At 40.7% G+C, this 20,283-nt stretch carries 16 protein-coding genes, 3 tRNA genes and 2 pseudogenes; 17 read left to right on the plus strand and 4 right to left on the minus strand.

What is annotated here, in order from left to right; translation table 11 throughout:
- The first annotated feature begins 64 nt into the window (after positions 1-64).
- From uvrB to HXT45_RS03000, 6 genes and pseudogenes are all read left to right on the plus strand, one after another.
- Entirely contained in the window at positions 65-2,179 is a 2,115-nt protein-coding gene (gene uvrB, locus HXT45_RS02975; RefSeq protein ID WP_421782219.1) for an excinuclease ABC subunit UvrB, read from the plus strand.
- A 501-nt stretch (positions 2,180-2,680) separates the two neighbouring features.
- Positions 2,681-4,300 carry an InlB B-repeat-containing protein gene (locus HXT45_RS02980; protein WP_421782220.1) on the plus strand — a complete coding sequence of 540 codons (1,620 nt, stop codon included), beginning with the start codon at positions 2,681-2,683 and terminating at the stop codon, positions 4,298-4,300.
- 172 nt (positions 4,301-4,472) lie between these two features.
- Positions 4,473-4,799, plus strand: coding sequence for a type II toxin-antitoxin system RelB/DinJ family antitoxin (locus HXT45_RS02985; RefSeq protein ID WP_004130540.1), 327 nt, complete (start codon positions 4,473-4,475; stop codon positions 4,797-4,799).
- Positions 4,796-5,077: a type II toxin-antitoxin system YafQ family toxin gene (locus HXT45_RS02990; protein WP_421782222.1), complete on the plus strand. Its 282-nt coding sequence runs from the start codon at positions 4,796-4,798 to the stop codon at positions 5,075-5,077. The genes HXT45_RS02985 and HXT45_RS02990 overlap by 4 nt, the downstream gene beginning before the upstream one ends.
- Before the next feature lie 535 nt (positions 5,078-5,612).
- A pseudogene (locus HXT45_RS02995) lies at positions 5,613-5,836 on the plus strand (helix-turn-helix domain-containing protein).
- A gap of 8 nt (positions 5,837-5,844) precedes the next feature.
- Positions 5,845-7,563: a DUF262 domain-containing protein gene (locus HXT45_RS03000; protein ID WP_101889618.1), complete on the plus strand. Its 1,719-nt coding sequence runs from the start codon at positions 5,845-5,847 to the stop codon at positions 7,561-7,563.
- 78 nt (positions 7,564-7,641) lie between these two features.
- Here HXT45_RS03000 and HXT45_RS03005 read toward each other — a convergent pair.
- Positions 7,642-7,803, minus strand: a pseudogene (locus tag HXT45_RS03005) (type II toxin-antitoxin system RelE/ParE family toxin); the annotation flags it as partial.
- On the minus strand, positions 7,800-8,105 hold the full coding sequence (locus tag HXT45_RS03010; RefSeq protein WP_421782224.1) for a type II toxin-antitoxin system RelB/DinJ family antitoxin: 306 nt from the start codon (positions 8,103-8,105) through the stop codon (positions 7,800-7,802). The pseudogene HXT45_RS03005 and the gene HXT45_RS03010, both read right to left, overlap by 4 nt.
- Positions 8,106-8,730: 625 nt before the next feature.
- Between HXT45_RS03010 and HXT45_RS03015 the strand changes: the two genes are divergently transcribed.
- Complete coding sequence (locus HXT45_RS03015) at positions 8,731-10,077, plus strand: ATP-binding protein (RefSeq protein ID WP_421782226.1); 1,347 nt, start codon at positions 8,731-8,733, stop codon at positions 10,075-10,077.
- A 203-nt stretch (positions 10,078-10,280) separates the two neighbouring features.
- Positions 10,281-11,720 carry a pyruvate kinase gene (gene pyk, locus HXT45_RS03020; RefSeq protein WP_115793869.1) on the plus strand — a complete coding sequence of 480 codons (1,440 nt, stop codon included), beginning with the start codon at positions 10,281-10,283 and terminating at the stop codon, positions 11,718-11,720.
- A gap of 245 nt (positions 11,721-11,965) precedes the next feature.
- Here the strand turns inward: pyk and HXT45_RS03025 are convergent.
- Positions 11,966-12,039: transfer RNA gene (locus HXT45_RS03025), tRNA-Leu, on the minus strand.
- 248 nt (positions 12,040-12,287) lie between these two features.
- On the opposite strand from HXT45_RS03025, the gene HXT45_RS03030 reads away from it, so the two are divergent.
- From HXT45_RS03030 to HXT45_RS03055, 6 genes are all read left to right on the plus strand, one after another.
- Positions 12,288-12,360, plus strand: a tRNA-Arg gene (locus HXT45_RS03030).
- Positions 12,361-12,443: 83 nt separating this feature from the next.
- Complete coding sequence (gene glmU / locus HXT45_RS03035) at positions 12,444-13,853, plus strand: bifunctional UDP-N-acetylglucosamine diphosphorylase/glucosamine-1-phosphate N-acetyltransferase GlmU (protein WP_115793995.1); 1,410 nt, start codon at positions 12,444-12,446, stop codon at positions 13,851-13,853.
- A 45-nt stretch (positions 13,854-13,898) separates the two neighbouring features.
- Positions 13,899-14,321 (plus strand): ribosome silencing factor, encoded by a 423-nt coding sequence (gene rsfS, locus HXT45_RS03040; RefSeq protein ID WP_115793870.1) that lies wholly within the window; start codon positions 13,899-13,901, stop codon positions 14,319-14,321.
- A gap of 24 nt (positions 14,322-14,345) precedes the next feature.
- A complete protein-coding gene (locus tag HXT45_RS03045) occupies positions 14,346-15,167 on the plus strand; it encodes a histidine phosphatase family protein (RefSeq protein ID WP_060785516.1) in 822 nt (273 codons plus the stop codon).
- Between the two features lie 178 nt (positions 15,168-15,345).
- The gene (locus HXT45_RS03050; RefSeq protein WP_115793871.1) at positions 15,346-15,867 is read left to right on the plus strand and encodes a LytTR family DNA-binding domain-containing protein; all 522 of its coding nucleotides are present in this window, start codon (positions 15,346-15,348) and stop codon (positions 15,865-15,867) included.
- Between the two features lie 69 nt (positions 15,868-15,936).
- Positions 15,937-16,386 (plus strand): DUF3021 family protein, encoded by a 450-nt coding sequence (locus HXT45_RS03055; RefSeq protein WP_115793872.1) that lies wholly within the window; start codon positions 15,937-15,939, stop codon positions 16,384-16,386.
- Positions 16,387-16,609: 223 nt separating this feature from the next.
- On the opposite strand, the gene HXT45_RS03060 is transcribed toward HXT45_RS03055, so the two are convergent.
- On the minus strand, positions 16,610-17,014 hold the full coding sequence (locus tag HXT45_RS03060) for a pyridoxamine 5'-phosphate oxidase family protein (protein WP_004132948.1): 405 nt from the start codon (positions 17,012-17,014) through the stop codon (positions 16,610-16,612).
- Positions 17,015-17,672: 658 nt separating this feature from the next.
- Here HXT45_RS03060 and HXT45_RS03065 point away from each other — a divergent pair.
- The 3 genes from HXT45_RS03065 to HXT45_RS03075 all read left to right on the plus strand — a co-directional run bounded on the left by HXT45_RS03065 (position 17,673) and on the right by HXT45_RS03075 (position 20,175).
- Positions 17,673-18,668 carry a DMT family transporter gene (locus HXT45_RS03065; protein WP_018619060.1) on the plus strand — a complete coding sequence of 332 codons (996 nt, stop codon included), beginning with the start codon at positions 17,673-17,675 and terminating at the stop codon, positions 18,666-18,668.
- Positions 18,669-18,772: 104 nt separating this feature from the next.
- Positions 18,773-19,969 carry a hypothetical protein gene (locus HXT45_RS03070; RefSeq protein ID WP_115761833.1) on the plus strand — a complete coding sequence of 399 codons (1,197 nt, stop codon included), beginning with the start codon at positions 18,773-18,775 and terminating at the stop codon, positions 19,967-19,969.
- Between the two features lie 133 nt (positions 19,970-20,102).
- Positions 20,103-20,175, plus strand: a tRNA-Ala gene (locus tag HXT45_RS03075).
- Positions 20,176-20,283: the final 108 nt, after the last annotated feature.

Consider the following 20,283-nt stretch of genomic DNA (forward strand, 5'->3'; position numbering starts at 1 on the left):
TCGCCAGCAACCGCGCGATTGTTGGGTTTTAGTAAAATAAATAAAATGCTCTTGGAGAAAAGTAATGTCGAATAAAATTCAGCGCACAAACAAGCCTTTTGTAGTAAAAGCGCCATACAAGCCTTCTGGCGACCAGCCGCAAGCAATAGACGAGCTGGCGAATCGCATTGAAAACGGCGAAAACGATGTTGTTTTAATGGGCGCAACTGGCACTGGTAAAACTGCTACAACCGCTTGGCTTATTGAGCGTTTGCAAAGGCCTACACTTATTATTGAGCCAAATAAAACCTTGGCGGCTCAGCTTTGTGCGGAATTTCGCGAGCTTATGCCAGATAATGCTGTGAGCTATTTTGTGTCTTACTACGATTACTATCAGCCAGAAGCGTATATTCCGCAAACAGACACGTATATTGAAAAAGACTCGAATATTAACGACGATGTTGAGCGTCTTCGTCACGCAGCTACAGCGAATTTGCTTACGCGTAGGGATTGTGTTGTTGTAGCTACTGTTTCGTGCATTTATGGACTCGGTACCCCAGAGGAGTATGCCGAGCGAATGCTTATGCTGAGTGTTGGCCAGCAACTTGAGCGAGACGATTTATTACGTCAATTTGTTAGTATGCAATACAAGCGTAACGACATTGCGTTTACGCGCGGAACTTTTAGAGTGCGCGGAGATACGGTTGAGATTATTCCAGTTTACGGAGAATTAGCTGTGCGAATTGAGTTTTTTGGTGACGAAATCGACAGAATTACAATGTTGCATCCGCTTACTGGGGAAGTGATTCGCCAAGAGAGTAGCGTTCATATTTTCCCAGCGTCTCACTATATTGCAGGTCCGGAGCGCATGGAGCGTGCGCTTGAGGCGATTGAGAAAGAGCGTGACGAACGCGTTGCGCAGCTTAAAAAGCAAAATAAATTGCTGGAAGCTCAGCGTTTGGAAATGCGAACTACGTACGATTTAGAGATGCTTCGCCAAGTGGGTGTGTGCACAGGAGTGGAGAATTATTCGAGGCATTTTGACGTCCGCGCGGCTGGCACGCCTCCGCATACGCTTCTTGACTTTTTCCCAGACGACTTTTTGCTTGTTTTAGACGAATCGCATGTAACCGTGCCGCAAATCGGAGCTATGTACGAGGGAGATGCTTCGCGCAAAAGAACGCTTGTAGAGCATGGCTTTAGGCTGCCATCTGCAATGGATAATCGCCCGTTAAAGTGGAACGAATTTTTGGAGCATGTTGGTCAAACTGTGTATCTTTCTGCAACGCCTGGAGACTATGAGCTTGGGCTTTCGGATGGCGTAGTTGAGCAGATTATTCGCCCAACTGGCTTGCTGGATCCTAAGATTGAGGTTAGGCCTGTGGAAGGGCAGGTTGACGATTTGCTTGCGGAAATCAAGGCTAGAGTTGCAAAAGATGAGCGCGTGCTTGTTACTACGCTTACAAAGAAAATGGCGGAAGACTTAACTGATTACTTTTTGGAGCTTGGTATTAAAGTTGAGTACTTGCATTCGGATGTTGATACTTTGCGCAGAGTGGAGCTTTTGCGCGAGCTTCGCGAAGGCAAAATTGATGTGATTGTTGGCATTAATTTGCTTCGTGAGGGCTTGGATTTGCCAGAAGTTTCGCTTGTTGCGATTTTGGATGCAGATAAGGAAGGCTTCTTAAGATCTTACCGTTCGCTTATTCAGACGATTGGCCGCGCTGCTCGTAACGTTTCGGGAACTGTGCTTATGTATGCAGATAGCGTTACGGATGCTATGAGCAAGGCGATTAGCGAGACGGAGAGGCGTCGCGAAAAGCAAATCGCGTATAACAAGGCGCATGGAATTGACCCTAAGCCTTTGCGAAAGAAGATTAGTGACGTTAACGACATGCTTGCTAAAGAGGATGTTGATACTCAAACTTTGCTAGCAGGCGGTTACAGGAATGCTAATAAGGCTGGGAATTCGCATTATGGAGTGCCAAAAGAGCCAAATCTTGGGCAGCAAAGTAAAGAAAAGCGTATGGCGAATATATCCGCCTTGCCGCAAAGCGATATTATGTCTTTGATTAAGAATTTGAGCGAGCAAATGCATGTTGCTGCAGAACAGTTGCAGTTTGAGCTTGCTGCTCGTTTGCGCGACGAGATACGCGATCTTAAAAAAGAGTTGCGTCAAATGGATGCGGCTAATAAGTGATGTATTAAGTTAGCGTGATTGATCGTGAGTTAATCGTGAGTTAATCGTGCGAAATTTAGTTATGTTATGTGAGTGATTATTGATTATCTCTGTTTTTGCTATGTCTTTGCATTGATAGAGAATCAGCCATGGAATATTCTAAATTTTGTTAATGTGAAAAAATAAATTTATTTTATTTTTTTGAAAAAATACTTGACAAAAGGATTGAGAGAGAGCATGCTCAGACAGACAGACAGACAGACAGACAGACAGACAGACAGACAGACAGACAGACAGACAGACAGACAGACAGACAGACAGCGTGATTTTGTCTTTTTTGTAACATAATTTTTTACAATTTTCACCACTCTATAAACTATTTATTTTGAATTCGCACATATGAGTGGTCTGCGCATATTTCTATACATTTTTGGCCTATAAACCTATATTTGCGCTATATAAATTTTTGAATTTAATAAAAAATTATTATTACTATAATCATTAATTTGGTTGGGAATAAAAATGAATAATAAAAGAATAAATAAAGTTATTAGTTTAGTAGTTACTTTTATAGCTACGATTGGACTTTTTGCTGGTATAGTCACTGCACAAGCAGTTGAAGTTAATAATACGAATAAGCAACCGCTACACATATCTATGAACTATGCAAAAGAATTAGGCAAAGGTCATACAACGCCTGGGGCGCTTGGACAGCTTAGCTCTGACATGGAAAATATGTGGAAAAATCTTCCAATAACAGTTATCGATAGTCATGGTAAAGAGCTTGAAGTTAAGAAAGAATTAAATGGTCACTGTGAACGCACTGTTGGCAATTTTGCGAATGGCGAAAAAGTAACTATAAAAGTTGATACTTCAAAGCTTCCTGATAGCTATAATCTTTCTTGGGAGTCTGATTATACGTATCCTAAACCAACTAGGAATTATGCTGAATTTCAAGCAGTTGTTGATAGTAGTACGCCTGTACGTATTTCGCTAAATCAAATGAAGGTGAAATTCGACTTACAAGGAGGAAATATTGGCGGTAAATCAGATGCAATCATAAATACTGTAAAAAAAGATAATACGGTTGATTTTCCAGCTGATCCAACAAAAGATAATTTAGTGTTTGGCGGATGGTTTACCGAGCTACCTGATATTGAACCTTATCGGAAGAGTGGCACTGTAGGCAAACGTTACTATTGGAATAATAAATCGCCATTTTCTGATTATAGTCGTGATTGGATGTCGTGGAACGATGAGAAATTAGACCCATTGTATGACGGCATATTTTTACTCCGTGCACAATGGAATGCTCGTGCGACTTTTAACGCAAATGGAGGAGTGTTCAATAATAAAAATGAGAACACGAAGTACGAAGTAACTATAGCTGGTAAAAAAATTACGTTTGCTCAAGCGCCTACGCGCGAAGATTATCAGTTCTTAAACTGGGCGGATGCTGCTGGTAACACTTACAATCCAGGTGATACTTATACTTTGAATGCTAATACCGTGTTTACTGCCGAGTGGAAGCAGATTCGCAATACAGTTACTTTCAAGAACGGCGATAAGACTCAAACGGTAAAGGTGGAAACTGGTAAGGCTATTGATACGGATGCCTTGACTGGCCAGTCTATGCCTAAGAATCCAACGAAGGATGGTTATACTTTCAAAGAGTGGAATACAAGCTCGGATGGTAAAGGTAAAGCATTTACTGGCACAACGACTGTTGATAGTGATTTGACTGTGTATGCCATCTTTACGAAGAATACAGGCAGCGATGATGGTGGCGATAATGACGACAACAATGACAGCGGAAGTGTTGAACCAGATTCAAGCGATAATCCTGAATTGAATGTTGGAGGCGGCAGCGTAAATAACAATAGAACGTTAGACAGTGCTGCGAACGGCTCGGCAGATGGTGCTGCAAATGGTGCAGCTGCCAATGGCTCGTCAAACGGTCTCGCAAACAGAAGCGGTTCTGCTAAGTCGCGGACTGCTGGCACGCGCTCTTCTGGAGTGCTGCCAAATGGTGGTGCGGATGCCTCTGGAGTAACTCTTGCGTCCTTCGTCTCTATTGTGTTTGGCTTGTTTGTGGCTTCTGGAGCTGTGCTAAATCGCAAGCGTGCTAAGTATTTGCGCTAGTTTGCATTATTGTGTAAGTCATAAATAAATTAAGGCGGGCACTGGTTAAACGGTGCTCGCCTTGTTCTTTTAGATTGCCTTATTGTTTCTTGCGCTTTGTCGTTTGCGTTTGCAATTCCTATTCAGTTATATTACTTTAGTTGGTCTGAATTATATACAATGTAATGATAATATGTTGAATATAAACGAATATTTGCGTATAGTAAAAGAAGATGGAGGTATTGTTGTGACTACTACGAATTTAAATATCAGAACAGATAAGGGAATTAAAGAACAAGCTGATAAGATTTTTTCAGAACTCGGTCTCAATATGACAACAGCAATTAACATGTTTTTGCGAACAACTATTCGTGAGAACGGGATTCCATTTTCTCTTAAATTAGAGGTTCCAAATGATACAACGATTGCTGCTATTGAGGAGGGTAGACGAATTGCATCTGATCCTAGTGTAAAGGGTTATAGGAATATGGAAGATCTTAAGGCGGCTCTTGATTTATGAAATACGAAGTAAAATTCACGAATCAATTCAAAAAAGATCTTAAATTAGCTAAGAAACAAAATAAAAATACGGATAATCTTTCAGAAGTAATTAATGTTTTAGCCAATGGTGGCGTGCTAGAAGCTAAATATTGCGATCATTCTCTGACTGGAAAATATAGCGGAACAAGAGAATGTCATATTGAACCAGATTGGCTTTTAGTATATGAAATTAAGAATGAAGTTCTTGTTTTGATGTTATATAGGCTTGGTACGCATTCAGAATCGTTTAAGAAATAAAATAACACATTTTTAAATCTACAGCTTTTTTATTGATAAAAGGTTTAATGTGCAAGCGTAAGTGCGATGTTTCATAGTTTTCCTTGCGAATTGGTGGGATATTAGTACGACGATTGGCGAGTTTTTGTTCCGACGATTGGCGAGATATTGATATGACGATTGGCTATGTTTAGAAATGTGGTTGTAAGTGCTAAACGTTAAAAGGTTTAATTAGTGGCGGCTCATCAATGCGATGGAATCTAAAGGTGATGTGTTGCTTATGATTATGGCCTCTCTTGCATGGCAGGAATCGGAGTAGCTTTCAAAGAATGTTAAGATGGGTATTCAGTTCAGATATCAGAACTGCGAGATTCATATCAATCACAACTGGTTCTTGGGATACACCAAAGATGAGAACGGACACCTTGCAGCAATACATGGTGTTTTTGTCATTTATAGAAAATTTATATGGTGGAATTATGCCAGGATTGAATTTATCAACCAAATAGTTTATAGCGTAATAAGTTTAGGTGTGTTTTAGACATAGAGGATAACGATGAAGACATTTGATATGATTAAAGAATTATGTAATAAAAAAATATAAGCGTTTCGGAACTTGCCAGACGGATAGGGCAGACTTCGCAGAACTTTGGTAAGAAACTGAAACGAGATACAGTTACTCTTGAGGAGTTGAAACAGATAGATGATGTTATGAAGGTTACCTTTGAGCAATCATTTATCTTCCCGGGTGGAGAAATGATAAAAACAAGTAATGAGTGAGAGAAATCATGGCATACGAAAAGAAAAGTATTAGAGCAATAATAGATGATGTAAATAGTAGAAGATTCTATCTTCCTGCTATTCAAAGAAAATATGTGTGGGGAGATTCACAGATCACAAGATTAATGGATTCTATCATGCTTGGATATCCTATTGGAACTTTTCTTTTTTGGAAAGTTAAGAAAACTATTGTGAACCAAAAAGAGTATTCAATGTATGAATTTATAAAAGATTACCATGAGCGAGATATGTGTAAGAATCCGGCTGCACCGCAGCCGTTCCCGTTTGGTAGTGGAGATGAAACGATCTGGGCTGTTTTGGATGGCCAGCAGAGATTGACTTCTCTATACATAGCTTTGCAAGGAAGTATGAGCAGAAAACTTCCAAACAAAAGATGGAAGAATGATGATGCATTTCCGAAGAAAGAACTGTACTTTGATTTGCACAGTGAAAAAACTGATGATGAGGACATTTCTTACGATTTCAGATTTTTAACAGCAGAAGAAGCCGCAAAGAATAAGGACAATAAGATATGGTATTTAGTAAAAGATATTCTTAAGTATTCAGCTGAAGATTTATTAACAGAAGTTATCATTCCAAATGGCTGGGCAACAGATAAAGTTGCAACAAAGAACATTTCGCTTTTACATACAAGACTTGTTACTGATGAAATTATCAACTACTTTGAGGTAGAAAAAGATTCGATTGACAGCGTATTAGATATTTTCGTTAGAGTAAATTCTGGTGGAACCGTTCTTTCAAAGAGTGACTTGTTATTCTCTACTATTGTTTCTCATTGGGATAAGGCAAGGGATGAAATTGATAAGTTGCTTTCTGAAATAAATAAGAAAGGCGAAGGATTCAAATTCTCTAATGACTTTATAATGCGAACTTGTTTGTATCTTTTAGATATGTCCGTAGCATTAAAAGTAGAAACATTCAAAAAAGACAGTGTATTAAAAATAAAACAAAACTGGGCTGCAATCCGAAAAGCCATCAAGGATACAGTTGATTTGTTAAATGAGTTCGGATTTAATTCAGAAAACATGATTTCTTATGTGGCTGTTTCTCCTATGGTTTACTACAGATACAAAGGTGGTAATTTCGATTCAAGCAGTAAAGCTGAATTAAGAAAATATATTGTAATCGCACAGGTAAGACAGATTTTTGGCACCGCATCAAACTCTGCGCTGACAAGCATAAGAGAGGCATTGAAGGCTGCGCCATCTAATTCATTTAGTATGAAAAATCTAAATGGGATTAGATTCACAGGTGGCAGAACTCTTAGATATACTGCGGATGAGATTGATGCAATGTTTGACACATATGAGATTGGTGCCTATACATTTATGTTGTTATCTCTTCTGTATCCAAATTTGAAATATAGTCAGAAGGGATTTCATCAAGATCATATGCATCCGTATACGGGATTTGAAGAAAGCAAAATTGATGGTTTGATATTGCCGGACGGAACAGTGATTGATGATGATACTAAAGAAGATTGGCGTAGAAGAAGGAACACATTAGCAAACCTTCAATTGTTGGAAGGTAGAGAGAATGAATCCAAGAATGCGACACCACTCGTTGATTGGTTGAAGATTACTGAAAATAGTGAAAATGCTAAGTACATTCCGTGTGATATTTCTTATGAACTTTCAAATTTTGAAGAGTTTATGGAGAAACGTCAGGAATTGATGAGCAATGCATTAAAGGATATTCTTTTATAGTATTTTCCTATACAAGCAATAAGGCAACCCAACGCTTGTGTCGGCTCGACATACCGATTTTCAGGGGGATGACTGTTATTGCATAGGCATAGTCTCAAGAGAACGTATAGCATGCTTAATGCGGTTGACTTGTTTTTCAGCTATTCTTGGAACTTATAATGTAAAACGAATGTATTCGTATAGCTCTGTAAGATCAAGGAACGCTTGTGGAGAATAAATGATTCTGTATGATTTGCTCATACTCCGTATTCTTTAGCGAAGAATTGGTCTACTTCATCTGCACTGTATTGTTTGCCAGTTGAAATAGAGTCGATGCCTTTTTGTAATTCTTTATCCAACTCGGCTCTTGTTAAGCTGCCTAAAGCAGTAGGCTTATTAGTTGGCAAGCGGAGTTCAAATGGCATGCCTTTTTGTAAAACAATCTGGCTGTAAAGCATTTGGATTGCTGAAGATGGTGTTATTCCAAGTTGGTTCAAGATGCTTTCAGCGTTTTCTTTAAGATTTGTATCGATTCTTGCATATACAGCGTTCGTGTTTGTCATTGTGTTACCGTCCTTTATGCGTTTATTTTGCAAAATAGTTGCAAGCATATGCAAGCAAATGAAAGCAAAAGTTTAACTACTATTCAGATTATAGCTTTCCGTTGTTGGTTTAGGTATTTTTTGTTGGATGGAAATTAGGCGTATTGGTAAACCTGAAGGAGTGTGAAGATGGCTGCAAAATATTAAGATGTGCAAGAATTGCTAGAAAAAGCTGATTTTAATGCTAGCTTGAGTTTGCTTTAGTGAGGACGATTGGAAAGCGCGGTGTGTGAAATACATGTCGTCAAGTCATAAAGGCCAAAATATTTAGTGTGTGCAGCAATTCTTTTGTTGCGTGTATTTTCATGTTTTATGCGAGCGCTACTTAATGCGTAATGCGTATCAATGCGTATAATCGTATAATAATGTGATAAAAAACACCAAAATATGTATAATAATGTGATTAAATGCATTAAATTATGTATAATAATGTGATACACGATAAAAGATAACGCAAAATATAACAGAATAACCGCAGAATTGTTGCAACATAATAACGTAGCAGAACAATCACGCGTAAAAACAGCAACGCACTAATACGGCTGCAATATCTAATAGCGTAATGCAAGATGAAAGGTGAGTAATCATGAAAAGGCTGATTATGAGCAAACTTTTAGCATGGAAGAACTCGCCGTATCGTAAACCATTGATATTAAAAGGCGTGCGTCAAGTTGGTAAAACTTGGATACTAAAAGAATTTGGTAAGCTTTACTACAAAAATATTGCTTATTTTAACTTCGATGAAAACAAAGAATATAAGCAATTCTTTGAAACCACTAAAAATGTGGAGCGAATTTTACAAAACCTCACGCTTGCAAGCGGCCAAAAAATCGAACCAGAAAACACGCTGATCATATTTGACGAGGTTCAAGACTGCCCAGAAGTAATAAACTCTATGAAATATTTTTGCGAAAACGCTCCGCAATATCATGTTGCTTGCGCTGGATCATTACTTGGAATAACGCTTGCAAAACCATCTTCATTCCCAGTTGGAAAAGTTAATTTTATGCAAATAACCCCAATGAATTTCACAGAGTTTTTACTTGCTAATGGAGATGAAAATCTAGCGAAGTATATTGAACAAATCGATAAAATAGAGCCGATTCCAGACGCATTTTTTAATCCTCTATACGAGAAATTAAAAATGTATTATGTTACAGGGGGAATGCCTGAGTCAGTTTTAATGTGGGCTAAAGCGCGAGATGTAAACGCAATGCAAGAAACATTGTTTGAAATTATAACAGCTTATGAACGAGATTTTGCGAAACATCCTAATGTTAGTGAGTTTCCTAAAATATCAATGATTTGGAATTCTATTCCATCTCAACTGGCGCGTGAAAACAAAAAATTCTTGTATAAAGTTGTTAAAAATGGTGCTCGGGCAAGAGAATATGAAGACGCTTTGCAATGGTTGGTGTCGGCACAATTGGTGTATAAAATCTATAGAAATACTGCGCCGAATTTACCTATTGCTGCTTATGATGATGTATCTGCTTTTAAGATTTATCTGGCAGATGTTGGTTTGTTAAGGCGATTAGCACAACTTGCTCCTACTGCATTTGCGGAAGGCAATAGGCTGTTTACTGAGTTTAAGGGTGCTTTAACAGAAAATTATGTTTTGCAGGCGTTACTTACTCAATTTGAAGTTATGCCTAGATACTGGTCTCAAACGAATCCGCCTTATGAAGTGGATTTTCTTATTCAACGAGAAAATGATATTTTCCCTGTTGAGGTTAAATCTGAAGCAAATATTAACAGTAGAAGTTTGAAAAAGTTTAAAGAACTATTCCCTAATCAAACGAAATTACGTATACGATTCTCGCTGAATAATCTAAAACTAGACGATGATATGTTGAATATTCCGTTATTTATGGCTGATTACACGGATAAGCTTATAGAACTTGCGCTGAAAGATTGCACTGAAAGAAAATGATTGATAAGTTAGCGTGACTAATCGCAAGCTAATCGCAAGTTAATTGTGAGTTAGTCGTAAGTCTGTCGCAAGTTAGTCATGTTTAATCGTAGTAAATAAATAAGCGCGAGTTTTGCGCATAGGTCACAATTTGCTGGTACACTATTACTCGGAAAGTGGGTATTTTCCCATTTAAAAATAAACAAAGGAAACAGGCAGGCATTATGAGAAAAGCCAAAATCGTTGATACTATTGGACCAGCTACCGAATCGTTAGAGGGCATTACCAAGCTTGTTGAAGCTGGCATGGATGTTGCTCGCTTAAACCGTTCGCATGGCACTCCTGAAGATCATTTGCGCGTTTACAACAATGTGCGCGAAGCTTCAAAGACCACTGGTCGTAATGTTGCTGCTCTTGTTGATTTGCAAGGTCCAAAGATTCGTTGCGGCTGGTTCAAGAAGAACGCTGACGGCGAAGACAAGGTTTATTTGGAAGAGGGCCAAGAGTTCGTTATAACCACAGACGATATTGAGGGTGATGAGCATCGCACTTCCACAACCTTCAAGGGTTTGCCAGGAGATTGCCACGCGGGCGATCCAATTTTGATTGATGATGGCAAGGTTCGTCTTGAGGTTACCAAGGTAGAAGGCAACGACGTACACACTAAGGTTGTTGTTGCTGGCCCAGTTTCTAGCCACAAGGGTATTAACCTTCCAGGTGTTGCCGTTTCTCTTCCAGCATTGACTGAAAAGGATGAGGCCGATCTTCGTTGGGCTATTCGCACGGGTGCAGACATTATTGCAATGTCCTTCGTGCGTTTTGCTACCGATATTGATCGCGCTCACGAAATCATGGACGAAGAAGGCCGCCGCATTCCAATCGTTGCAAAGATTGAGAAGCCACAGGCTGTTGCAAACTTGGAAGAGATTGTTAAGACCTTTGACGGCATTATGGTCGCTCGTGGAGATATGGCAGTGGAGATGCCACTTGAGCAGGTTCCACTCGTTACCAAGCGCTGCATTGAGCTTTCTCGCCAATACGCAAAGCCAGTAATCGTTGCTACCGAAGTTCTTGGATCTATGGTTAACTCTCCAGTTCCAACTCGCGCAGAGGCTTCTGATTGCGCTAACGCTGTTCTTGACGGCGCCGATGCAACTATGACCTCTAACGAGACCGCAGTCGGCAAGTATCCAGCGGTTACCGTTCAGACCATGTCTCGTATTTCTCAATACGCTACTGAAAACGGTTACGATCGCATTCCAGCTGTGGAGCTTGACATGTCTAGCACGGGTGCAGTTTCTTCTGCAGCTGTTGACTTGGCAGACAAGCTCAACGCTAAGGCAATTGTTGCTTACACGCAGACTGGTCGTACCGTTCATCGCATTTCTCGCGAACGCCCAGCTGCTCCAATCTATGGCTTGACCAACAATGAGCACACTTATCACTGGTTGGCTTTGAGCTGGGGCACTGAAGGCTTCTTGATTAGCGAGGACTACCACGATATGAACCGTCACGATCTTATGATCTTTACCGACAAGGTTCTTCGTGAAGCTGGCAAGGTTGAAGACGGCGACAAGATTGTTGTTTTGAGCACTGCTCAGGGTGAGCGTCAGGCTGGTCGTACAGACTCTATTTACGTTCACACCGTTGGTGCTTGCGATTAATCGCTAGCTAATCGATAGCTGATTGCTAGTTAATCGTTAGTTTTCTAAACGCGCATCCTTTTGGGTGCGCGTTTTTGTTTGTACAAACGCACTACATAAATGTGTAGTGTTTTTGTACGTGTTTTACGGCGTGTCGCTATACAAACGCACTACAAGGATTAGATGTGTTGTTTGTGTGTTGTGCAAAATCGCATGAGAGAGAGGATAAAAAAACGCCGCTTAGAATGTAAGCGGCGTTGTGCACGTGCCCCCGGTGAGACTCGAACTCACACTGCACAGATTTTGAGGCTGTTTCCTCTACCAATTGGGATACAGGGGCATCTTAAATTATCCGCGTTTTAACGCGACTTGATGACTATACCACATTTTGTAGAGTAATCAAATATACCGCGTGTTGCGCGTAAGGAAGCGAGTTGCAAACGCGCGGAAAAATCGCCAGCAACCGCGCGCCAAAAACCCAAAGTAAAATAAAAATAAATAAATATAAATCAAAACAGAAATATTAATTTGCAAATTCTTTAAGACTGGGTGTGTTGATGTAAGAATTTTGGTATAATTGCAACTTGCGCCTCTGTAGCTCAATGGATAGAGCAACGGCCTTCTAATCCGTTGGTTGCGCGTTCGAATCGCGTCGGGGGCACTTTGCTTTGCTCTTGTGTTATGTGAAAAATGTTTGTCACGTATTATGCAAAATAAGGAGCACTTGTGGAAAATCATAGTGTAATGGAAAATGCTAGTGTAGCAGCATCAATAATTCTGGCAGCAGGTGATGGGACGCGCATGCGTTCAACAACGCCGAAAGTATTGCATAAGTTTGCTGGAAAAACATTCCTAAATCGCGTAATGAACGCAATGGCAGGCGTAAATCCTAAGGAGCTTGCTGTTGTAGTGCACGCTCAAGCGCAACGAGTGTCGGCAGCTGCGCAAAGCTACGACAATGCTGTGCGGATTGTGAACCAGGATGATAAGCCTGGAACGGGTAGGGCTGTGCAATGCGCAATGCATGACCTTAACGAGGCTTCAAAACAAGAATGCGGTAATGCGCTTAAAGGGGCTGTGTTAATCGCAGCAAGCGATATGCCACTTTTAGACACGCAAACATTGCAATCATTAATCGATTTTCACAATAATCAAGGCAATGTGGCAACTGTTTTAACCGCTGTTTTAGACGACGCCACTGGCTACGGGCGAATTGTGCGAGAAGCAAATGGTGATGTTTTGCGAATTGTAGAACACAAAGATGCCAATGCAGGAGAGCTTGCGATTAAGGAAGTTAATACGTCTGTGTACGTGTTCGATGCGGAAGTGCTTACAGACGCAATATCCAACCTTAACTCCAAGAACGCTCAAGGCGAGTTTTACTTAACGGATGCGCTAGAGCACGCTCGCACAATGGGACGAGTTGGAGCAATGGCGGCAGCAGATTCGTTGAGTGTAGAAGGCGTGAATACGCGCGTTCAGTTAGCTGCGCTTGCAAAAGCATACAACAAGCGCGTTTGCGAAAAGTGGATGCTTGAAGGCGTAACGATTCTAGACCCAGAAAACACGTGGATTGAAGACGATGTTGTTTTGCAAGAAGACGTTACGGTTCTTCCAGGCTGCTTCTTGCAAGGGCATACAACTGTTAAAAGCGGCGCTGTTGTAGGACCGTACACTACGCTTATTGATGCGCAAGTTGACGAAGACGCGGTTGTGGAGCGCTCGCGTGTGCAAGAATCGCATATTTGCCGCGCTGCAAACATTGGTCCGTGGACGTACTTGCGACCAGGAAATGTGCTTGGCGAGGAGAGTAAAGCTGGCGCGTTTGTGGAAATGAAGAAAGCGCATATTGGAAACGGCACTAAGGTTCCGCACTTGAGCTATATGGGCGACGCTGATTTGGGAGAGCACACGAATATTGGCGGTGGCACGATTACAGCAAACTATGACGGCGTGCATAAAAACCATACGACTATTGGCTCTAACGCGCATGTTGGTGCAGGAAACCTGTTTGTAGCTCCAGTTACTGTTGGAGATGGAGTTACAACGGGTGCAGGCTCTGTTGTGCGTCACGATGTTCCAGCGGATTCCATGGTGTATTCGGAAAATACGCAGCACGTTGTAGAAGGCTGGAAGCCAGCTTGGGAGCGCTAGTTCGATAGTTCGATAGTTTGCTAGTTCGATAGTTAAGGAGAAACAATGGCAGCTTTAGAAAGCTCTGTTAACGCGATTAGGATTGCTGCGGCTGCAGCCGATAGGTTAAAAGCCACTAATTGCCAAGCTTTTGACGTTAGCAATCTGCTTGGAATTACAGACGCAATGCTGGTTGTTTCTGCATCTAACGAGCGTCAAGTCTTAGCTGTTAGTGAAGAAATCGAAAAAGATTTGTATTTAAAAGACAACAAGCGCAAGCCAATATCTAGAGAAGGCTTAGAACTAGCACAGTGGGTTTTGCTTGATTTTGGCGACTTTGTGATTCATATTATGCACGAGGAAGCGCGCGAGTTTTATCGCCTTGAGCGTTTGTGGAATGATTGCCCTGTAATTGATTTGCAACTTCCAGAGCATAGCGAGAGCGATGCGGATGGTGATAATGGTGATAATGCACAAAATGGCGATTAAGAGTCTGAAAGGTAGCGCAAGATAATGGTGGATTTTGTTGAAAGCGCAACGCAAATTGCGCATAATGCAAATAAAAACAGCGCTCACGAGGGCATTGCGCGTTCTGTAATGCTTGTTCGCCACGGTCAGACGCCTTATAATGCACAATTTAGACTTCAAGGCATGATTGATATTGCTTTAGATGAGTCTGGAATAGACCAGGTGACTCGCTCTGGCAAGGCTTTGCGAGTGCTTTTTGGAGCTTCCGACTTAGAAGACCCAAAGAATCCAAATAGCCAGGAGCACGTGCGCATTACTCCAGAAGAAGCGGACGCTAGTTTTGTTGCCATTGTTTCGCCGCTTATTCGCGCACAACAAACGGCTCACGCTTTTGCAGATAAGATTGGTCTTAATGTGCATGTTGAAGATGGCGTGCGCGAGCGATTTTTTGGCGAGTGGGAAGGCCTTAATCGCCAGCAAATTAGCGAAAAATGGCCTGAAGATTTTAATGCTTGGGTAAAAGGCGAAGGTGGAGAGCTTAATCACGGTGCAGAAACTAAGCAAGAAGTTGGCGAGCGCGCTGCGAAAGCTGTAGAAGATTGGGCGCGCAAAACTGGCTCAGACCGCGATTTACTAGTGTTTTCGCACGGATCTTGCCTTTCTCAAACTGTTCATAAGCTTCTTGGATTAGACAAGGTAGATCCTTCTTATAAGACGATTGGCGGAATGGGAAACGGCCGTTGGGCGCGTTTAATTCCAAGCCTTAATGCGGATGGCTCAATTCATTGGCGCTTGGATGCTTACGATCAAGGTCCTGCAGCAGACCCTACAAGCCAGCGTCTTATTCGCATTTGGGGAGCAGCTTAAGCAGCATAATTTCTCTTTTTTGCCGCTTATATTCTTAAAACTACCGTTTAGCGGTTTTGTAAAGACAGACTATTTACAGTGCCGTATAGTCAAAATTACAAAACAGAAAGCTGGCAAAAGCTAAGAAAAGTTAGCAAAAGCTAGTAAACGCTAACGGTAGTATACGAAAGGGGGCCTGATGAAAGTAACAATTGCTATTGTGCCGCCAGAAGAAGAGCAGCGCGCTCAATTGTCAGTTCACAATATTGACGATAATCTTAAACGCATTATAGCCAGCTTGCAAAGCATTGATTCTAAAGATGCAAAATCAAGCAATACTGAAAATAATACTGAGATTGCCGAAAATAATACTGTGAATGCGGCAAATAGCAACAATAATTCATTTATATACGGTTATATTAATGATTCGATTATTGTTATGCACGAGCCAGATGTGATTATGATTTGCGTAGAAAATTCGCGTGTAATCATTCACAGTGATAAAGGCGAGTGCGTGTCTTACAAGCGCCTAATGGATTTTGATAATCCGCAATTCGCGTCGTTTGTGCGCATATCTAAATCCGCAATCGTGAACTTAAATCGCATTGTTCGAGTTGATCCAGGATTCGGCGGAAGTATGAGCGTAAAAATGGACGACGGAAGCGTTGAGTGGATTAGTCGCAGATGCTTAGCAGGGTTCAAAAAGCGCTTAGGAATGTAGCTTTAAGCGTAGTTTTTATTACTAATTTTTAATACTAATTTTTTAATACTTAAAAAGGAAACGATTATTATGGAAAAGCAAGTTAAAACTTTTGGTAAAACAATGGTAAAAAACATTGTTAAAGGCATTGGCATAGCGTGCACTATTTTTACTGCAATTAGTTTTGTGTCGAGCCTGTTAGCGCATACCGCAGTTGGAAACAGAATTGCATCTTATGCTGTAGCGTCGTTTGTTATTGGCATAGGCTATGGAGTGTTCGCTATTTTCTGGTCGAATGAGCGTATGTCAAATCTTGCAAAATTCGTTTTTGCGCTAGTTCCGCCAATTGCTATTCAATTTATTGTATCGGTGATTGTTGGATGGATTTCATTCAAAGATGAGCCAGCTGTGATTTGCGGATGGATTGCGTTCACTGTTATTTTCCCGATTGCTATTGCTGCAATAATCTATTACTTCGAGAAGAAGAAAGCGGAAGAAATGAACGCTAGATTGCGCGAATTGCGTAAAGAAAACAAGTAAATTAATGACAATTAAATAATTTAAGTAAAAATTTAAGTAAATAAAATAATCAAATAAAAATTGAGTGGTGTTCATCTTCGCCTTTGAAGAAGAACGCCACTCGCTATTCTAAAACGCGTCATAGAATGGTCATAATTTATTCGGCGTTTTGCTAGATTTTTGCTAAAAATTAGTATTTTGATTAATCTTTAGCAGTTCACTAATCGGCTAATTGACTAATTGACTAATCTTTAGCAATCGTCTTTCCAGCATTAGCTCCAGAAGTCAAATCCTGAATCTCATTAATCTCCATAACAGGAACAGCAGCTGGCTTCTTTGTGCCTTTTTCTTCTGCAACGCGAACCTGCTCGTTGTAAATCGCGTCATCTGTGTGAAGTGTAACTGTTCCGCGGAAGCGATAGCCCTTCTTTTCTGCCAAATTTGCAACAGCAACAACAAGCTGGCTGCCGTCTTGCAAGTTCTTAAAATGCTGACCTGCAGTGCGCTCGTGGTAAGCAAGGTGATTATCGTCTAGAACAAACATCGACATCTTTGGGCCAAGATCAAGCTCGCCATCTTTGCTAATCGTTGCAATCCAAGCCAAATTGTTTTCAATAAAAGTCTTCATATCTTCACTAAGAGTTGCCATGTTGAGTCCTTTCTTCAACTGATTATTGTGCAATCGCGCAATCATGCGATTATGTTTCAATCACTTTTAAGATTACGCGCAATCGTGCATATAAAGGCTTAAAAATCGGCAAGTTTTTGCAAATACACCTAAACTTGTGACATAAATCACTAATTGTATAATGCTAAGAGTTCCGCTTTGTGTTGCTCAACACAGGGATAATAGTAGTTGCGTTATATTTGTAGTGCGCGTAATACATTTGTTACGTTTTTACAGCTAAAAACGTAACAAATGTCTCATCAATGATGCAAATGTAACGGATTTAAGCCAAAAAACGTAACATTTGTCTCACCAGCGAGACAAATCTAACGAATATGTAGTGCGATTGTACCTAAAATACGGCGTGTCGTCATACAATCGCACTACAAGACTCGCGATTTTGTAGCTCTAAGCGAAAAGGTAGGTCGGAGCGCATAAATCTTTGGTGTAAATCTTAAGGCAATAGCGTGCTATCAAGTGCTGATTTCGCAATAAAGTAGTAAATTTTCCGAAGGAACGCCAATGGGTTGTACTTTTCTTGTTTTTGTGGCTATTCTATAAAGTTTATAAGGCAATTTAGCTAACTTAAAGAAAAATTTAATGCTATAGACTTGTTGTTTGCAATAATGAGGGGAGTGACATGAGTGAAATAAATAGCGCGGTTCAACCAAGGCAGAATAATCGAATTAACGTAAACATCGCGCGAATCATGTTGCTCTTATGTGCCGCGATTTGGGGCGGAAGCTACGTCTCGTCTAAATACGCTCTAGAGGTATTCCCACCGCAATGGCTTATGGGAGTTCGCATGCTTGGAGCGTGCATAATAATGGGCGTAGTCTTCTTTAAGACGATTCGCAAAAATTTTACTAAAAAGCTAATAATTCCTTCTCTTTTAACGGGCGTTACGTACTACGCATCTTTAGTTACGCAAACAGAAGGATTAAGGTGGATTGATCCAGGCAGAAGCGCTTTTCTTACAGCAGCCTACTGCGTTATAGCGCCATTTTCCGCGTGGATGATTATTAGAAAAAAGCCAACGCTTTTAGGAATTATTGCTGCTTTAACATGCGTTGTTGGCGTTGGATTCGTTGCATTAAAGCCAGGCTCTCTTGTTCTTACGCTTTCTCACGGAGATATTTTAACTCTTATTTGTGCTGCTGTTTTTGCGTTTAACTTAACATATTTAGCGTATTATTCTAGACAATACAATCCCGTTGCTTTAACATTCGGCCAGTTTAGTGTTTCTGGAGTTCTATTTTTGTTTGGAGCTGCAGTAAGCGAGCCTTTGCCTAACTTTAGTGCAGAAGATAATTGGATTACGTTTACAAACATGTTCTATCTTATAGTGATAGTAACTGTTCTTGCGCAAATTATTCAAAACTACACGCTGATTTATCTTTCTACAGCTAATGCTTCTGTGATTATGTGCACAGAATGCTTGTTTACATTGCTATTTTCTAGCATTCTTTACAATGAGCGAGTAACAAGCATGGCTTTTGTTGGATTTGCGTTGATTTTTGCTGCGATTTTGCTTGCAAGTTTGGCAGAGCATATTGAGCTTATAAAAGCAAGAAAAAAGCAGAGCGCTTATAAATCTAAAGCAAAAGTGGCATCTGCGCCAGCATCTACAATCTAAGTAGTAGTCAATTTGAATACTAATTAGCGAATATTTTTGGTGATTACTAATTGGTGCATATTGCTTAGTGAATAGTAGTAGATAACGATTTTTAAGGTGTGCTTGTGAAGAACTTCTTTAAGGGAATATCATTTACGCAAGTTCTAGCTGGCTCTCTTGCAGCTGTGACGGCGTTTTTGCTTTCGTCAAAAATTGGTATTGCGGGGTCTGTTATTGGCGTTGCAATAGGTTCGATTGTGTCTGCTGTAGCATCGCAACTTTATCAAAATGTTATTCACGCGTCTTCTAAAAAGATACAGTCTTCTTCTGCGCTAAAGTCAGGTTCAAGCCGCTATGAAGAAGATGACACTAAAGTGGTAAATAATGCGCGTTTTATTGCATTAGAGGATGATATGCCTAAAGAATACGAAGTTTACAATAATATGATTGATTCGAGCAAAGAAAAACAAGCTAGAAGAGTTGTTGCAATGGCTTCTAATGCAAATAATGCAAATTTTGCTGGCGATTCTTCACTAGATGGCGATTCTTCAAACTCACAAAACGCAAAATTGGGTAAGGCGCCAGCACTTAGTGCCGAAAGCACGAGTGTTATGGAATTGTCTTCCTTAAGAAAACTAAAAGAAGAAGATAATGCGCTTTCGGAAGGAGACGAAGACTCGATTCTTACTCTTAACGATGCTAAACGCGAATTAGGTGGCGGTAGCTATTACGCAAATAGTGAAGCGAAGTATAAGAAGCTTACGATTGTTATTGCTATTTTGAGCGCGCTCGCGGCTGTTCTTCTTACTGCTGGCATTGTGCTTCTGTTTACTCAAGGAAAGGGTACAGATAATTTAGTGCATTCTGGCCAGAATACCGAGCAGAATAATGGCCAGAATCCAAATAATCAAATGCGGCAAAATGGCCAAAATAATGGCGTTCAAAATCAAGATAAGAACTCTAAAGATGTGCAAAAAGACTCTCAAGATGCGCAAAATGAGAAAGATAGTAAAGACAGCAAAGATAGTAAAGACGGTGAAAATTCTTCGAGCAAGAATCCTAGCGAAAAGCAAGATAAAAAGACTCACGAAGGGTCTTCCTCTTCTTCTTTAGATTCAAATGGGTCTAAGGCAGATTCTGGCGATCAAAGCTCTGAGGATTCTGGCGTTTCTGGAGCGTATTCTGGTGCGCGCGGGTCTAAAGGTGATTCCTCGGTTTCTGGCGATTCTTCGCCGTCTTCGCCTTCGACTTCGACTAACGGAGTGAGTGGAGGATCTGCTTCGCAACAAGGCGAATCTGGCTCGCAGCAATCTGGCAGTTGAGAATAGGCGGCGTGAGTAGTCGGCAGCGAATAGGAATAGCGCTAAAAACCGCTGCATACGACACGCCGAGTTTGGTTGGTAGCAAAATCTGTTGTATTCTATCAAAGGTTCGTTTGAGCTATACGACTAAAACGGGGCTATGGCGCAGCTGGTAGCGCATCTCCATGGCATGGAGGGGGTCGGGGGTTCGAATCCCCCTAGCTCCACAATTTGAAACGTCACTTCTAATCGGAGTGGCGTTTTTGTTATATTTCGATACGTATCTTATATACTTGTAAGTCCTAGTGCATGTAACGTATTTTGCACAAGCATTC

Origin of the sequence: Gardnerella sp. DNF01199S (assembly GCF_049244155.1) — a bacterium.
GTDB lineage: Bacteria > Actinomycetota > Actinomycetes > Actinomycetales > Bifidobacteriaceae > Bifidobacterium > Bifidobacterium piotii.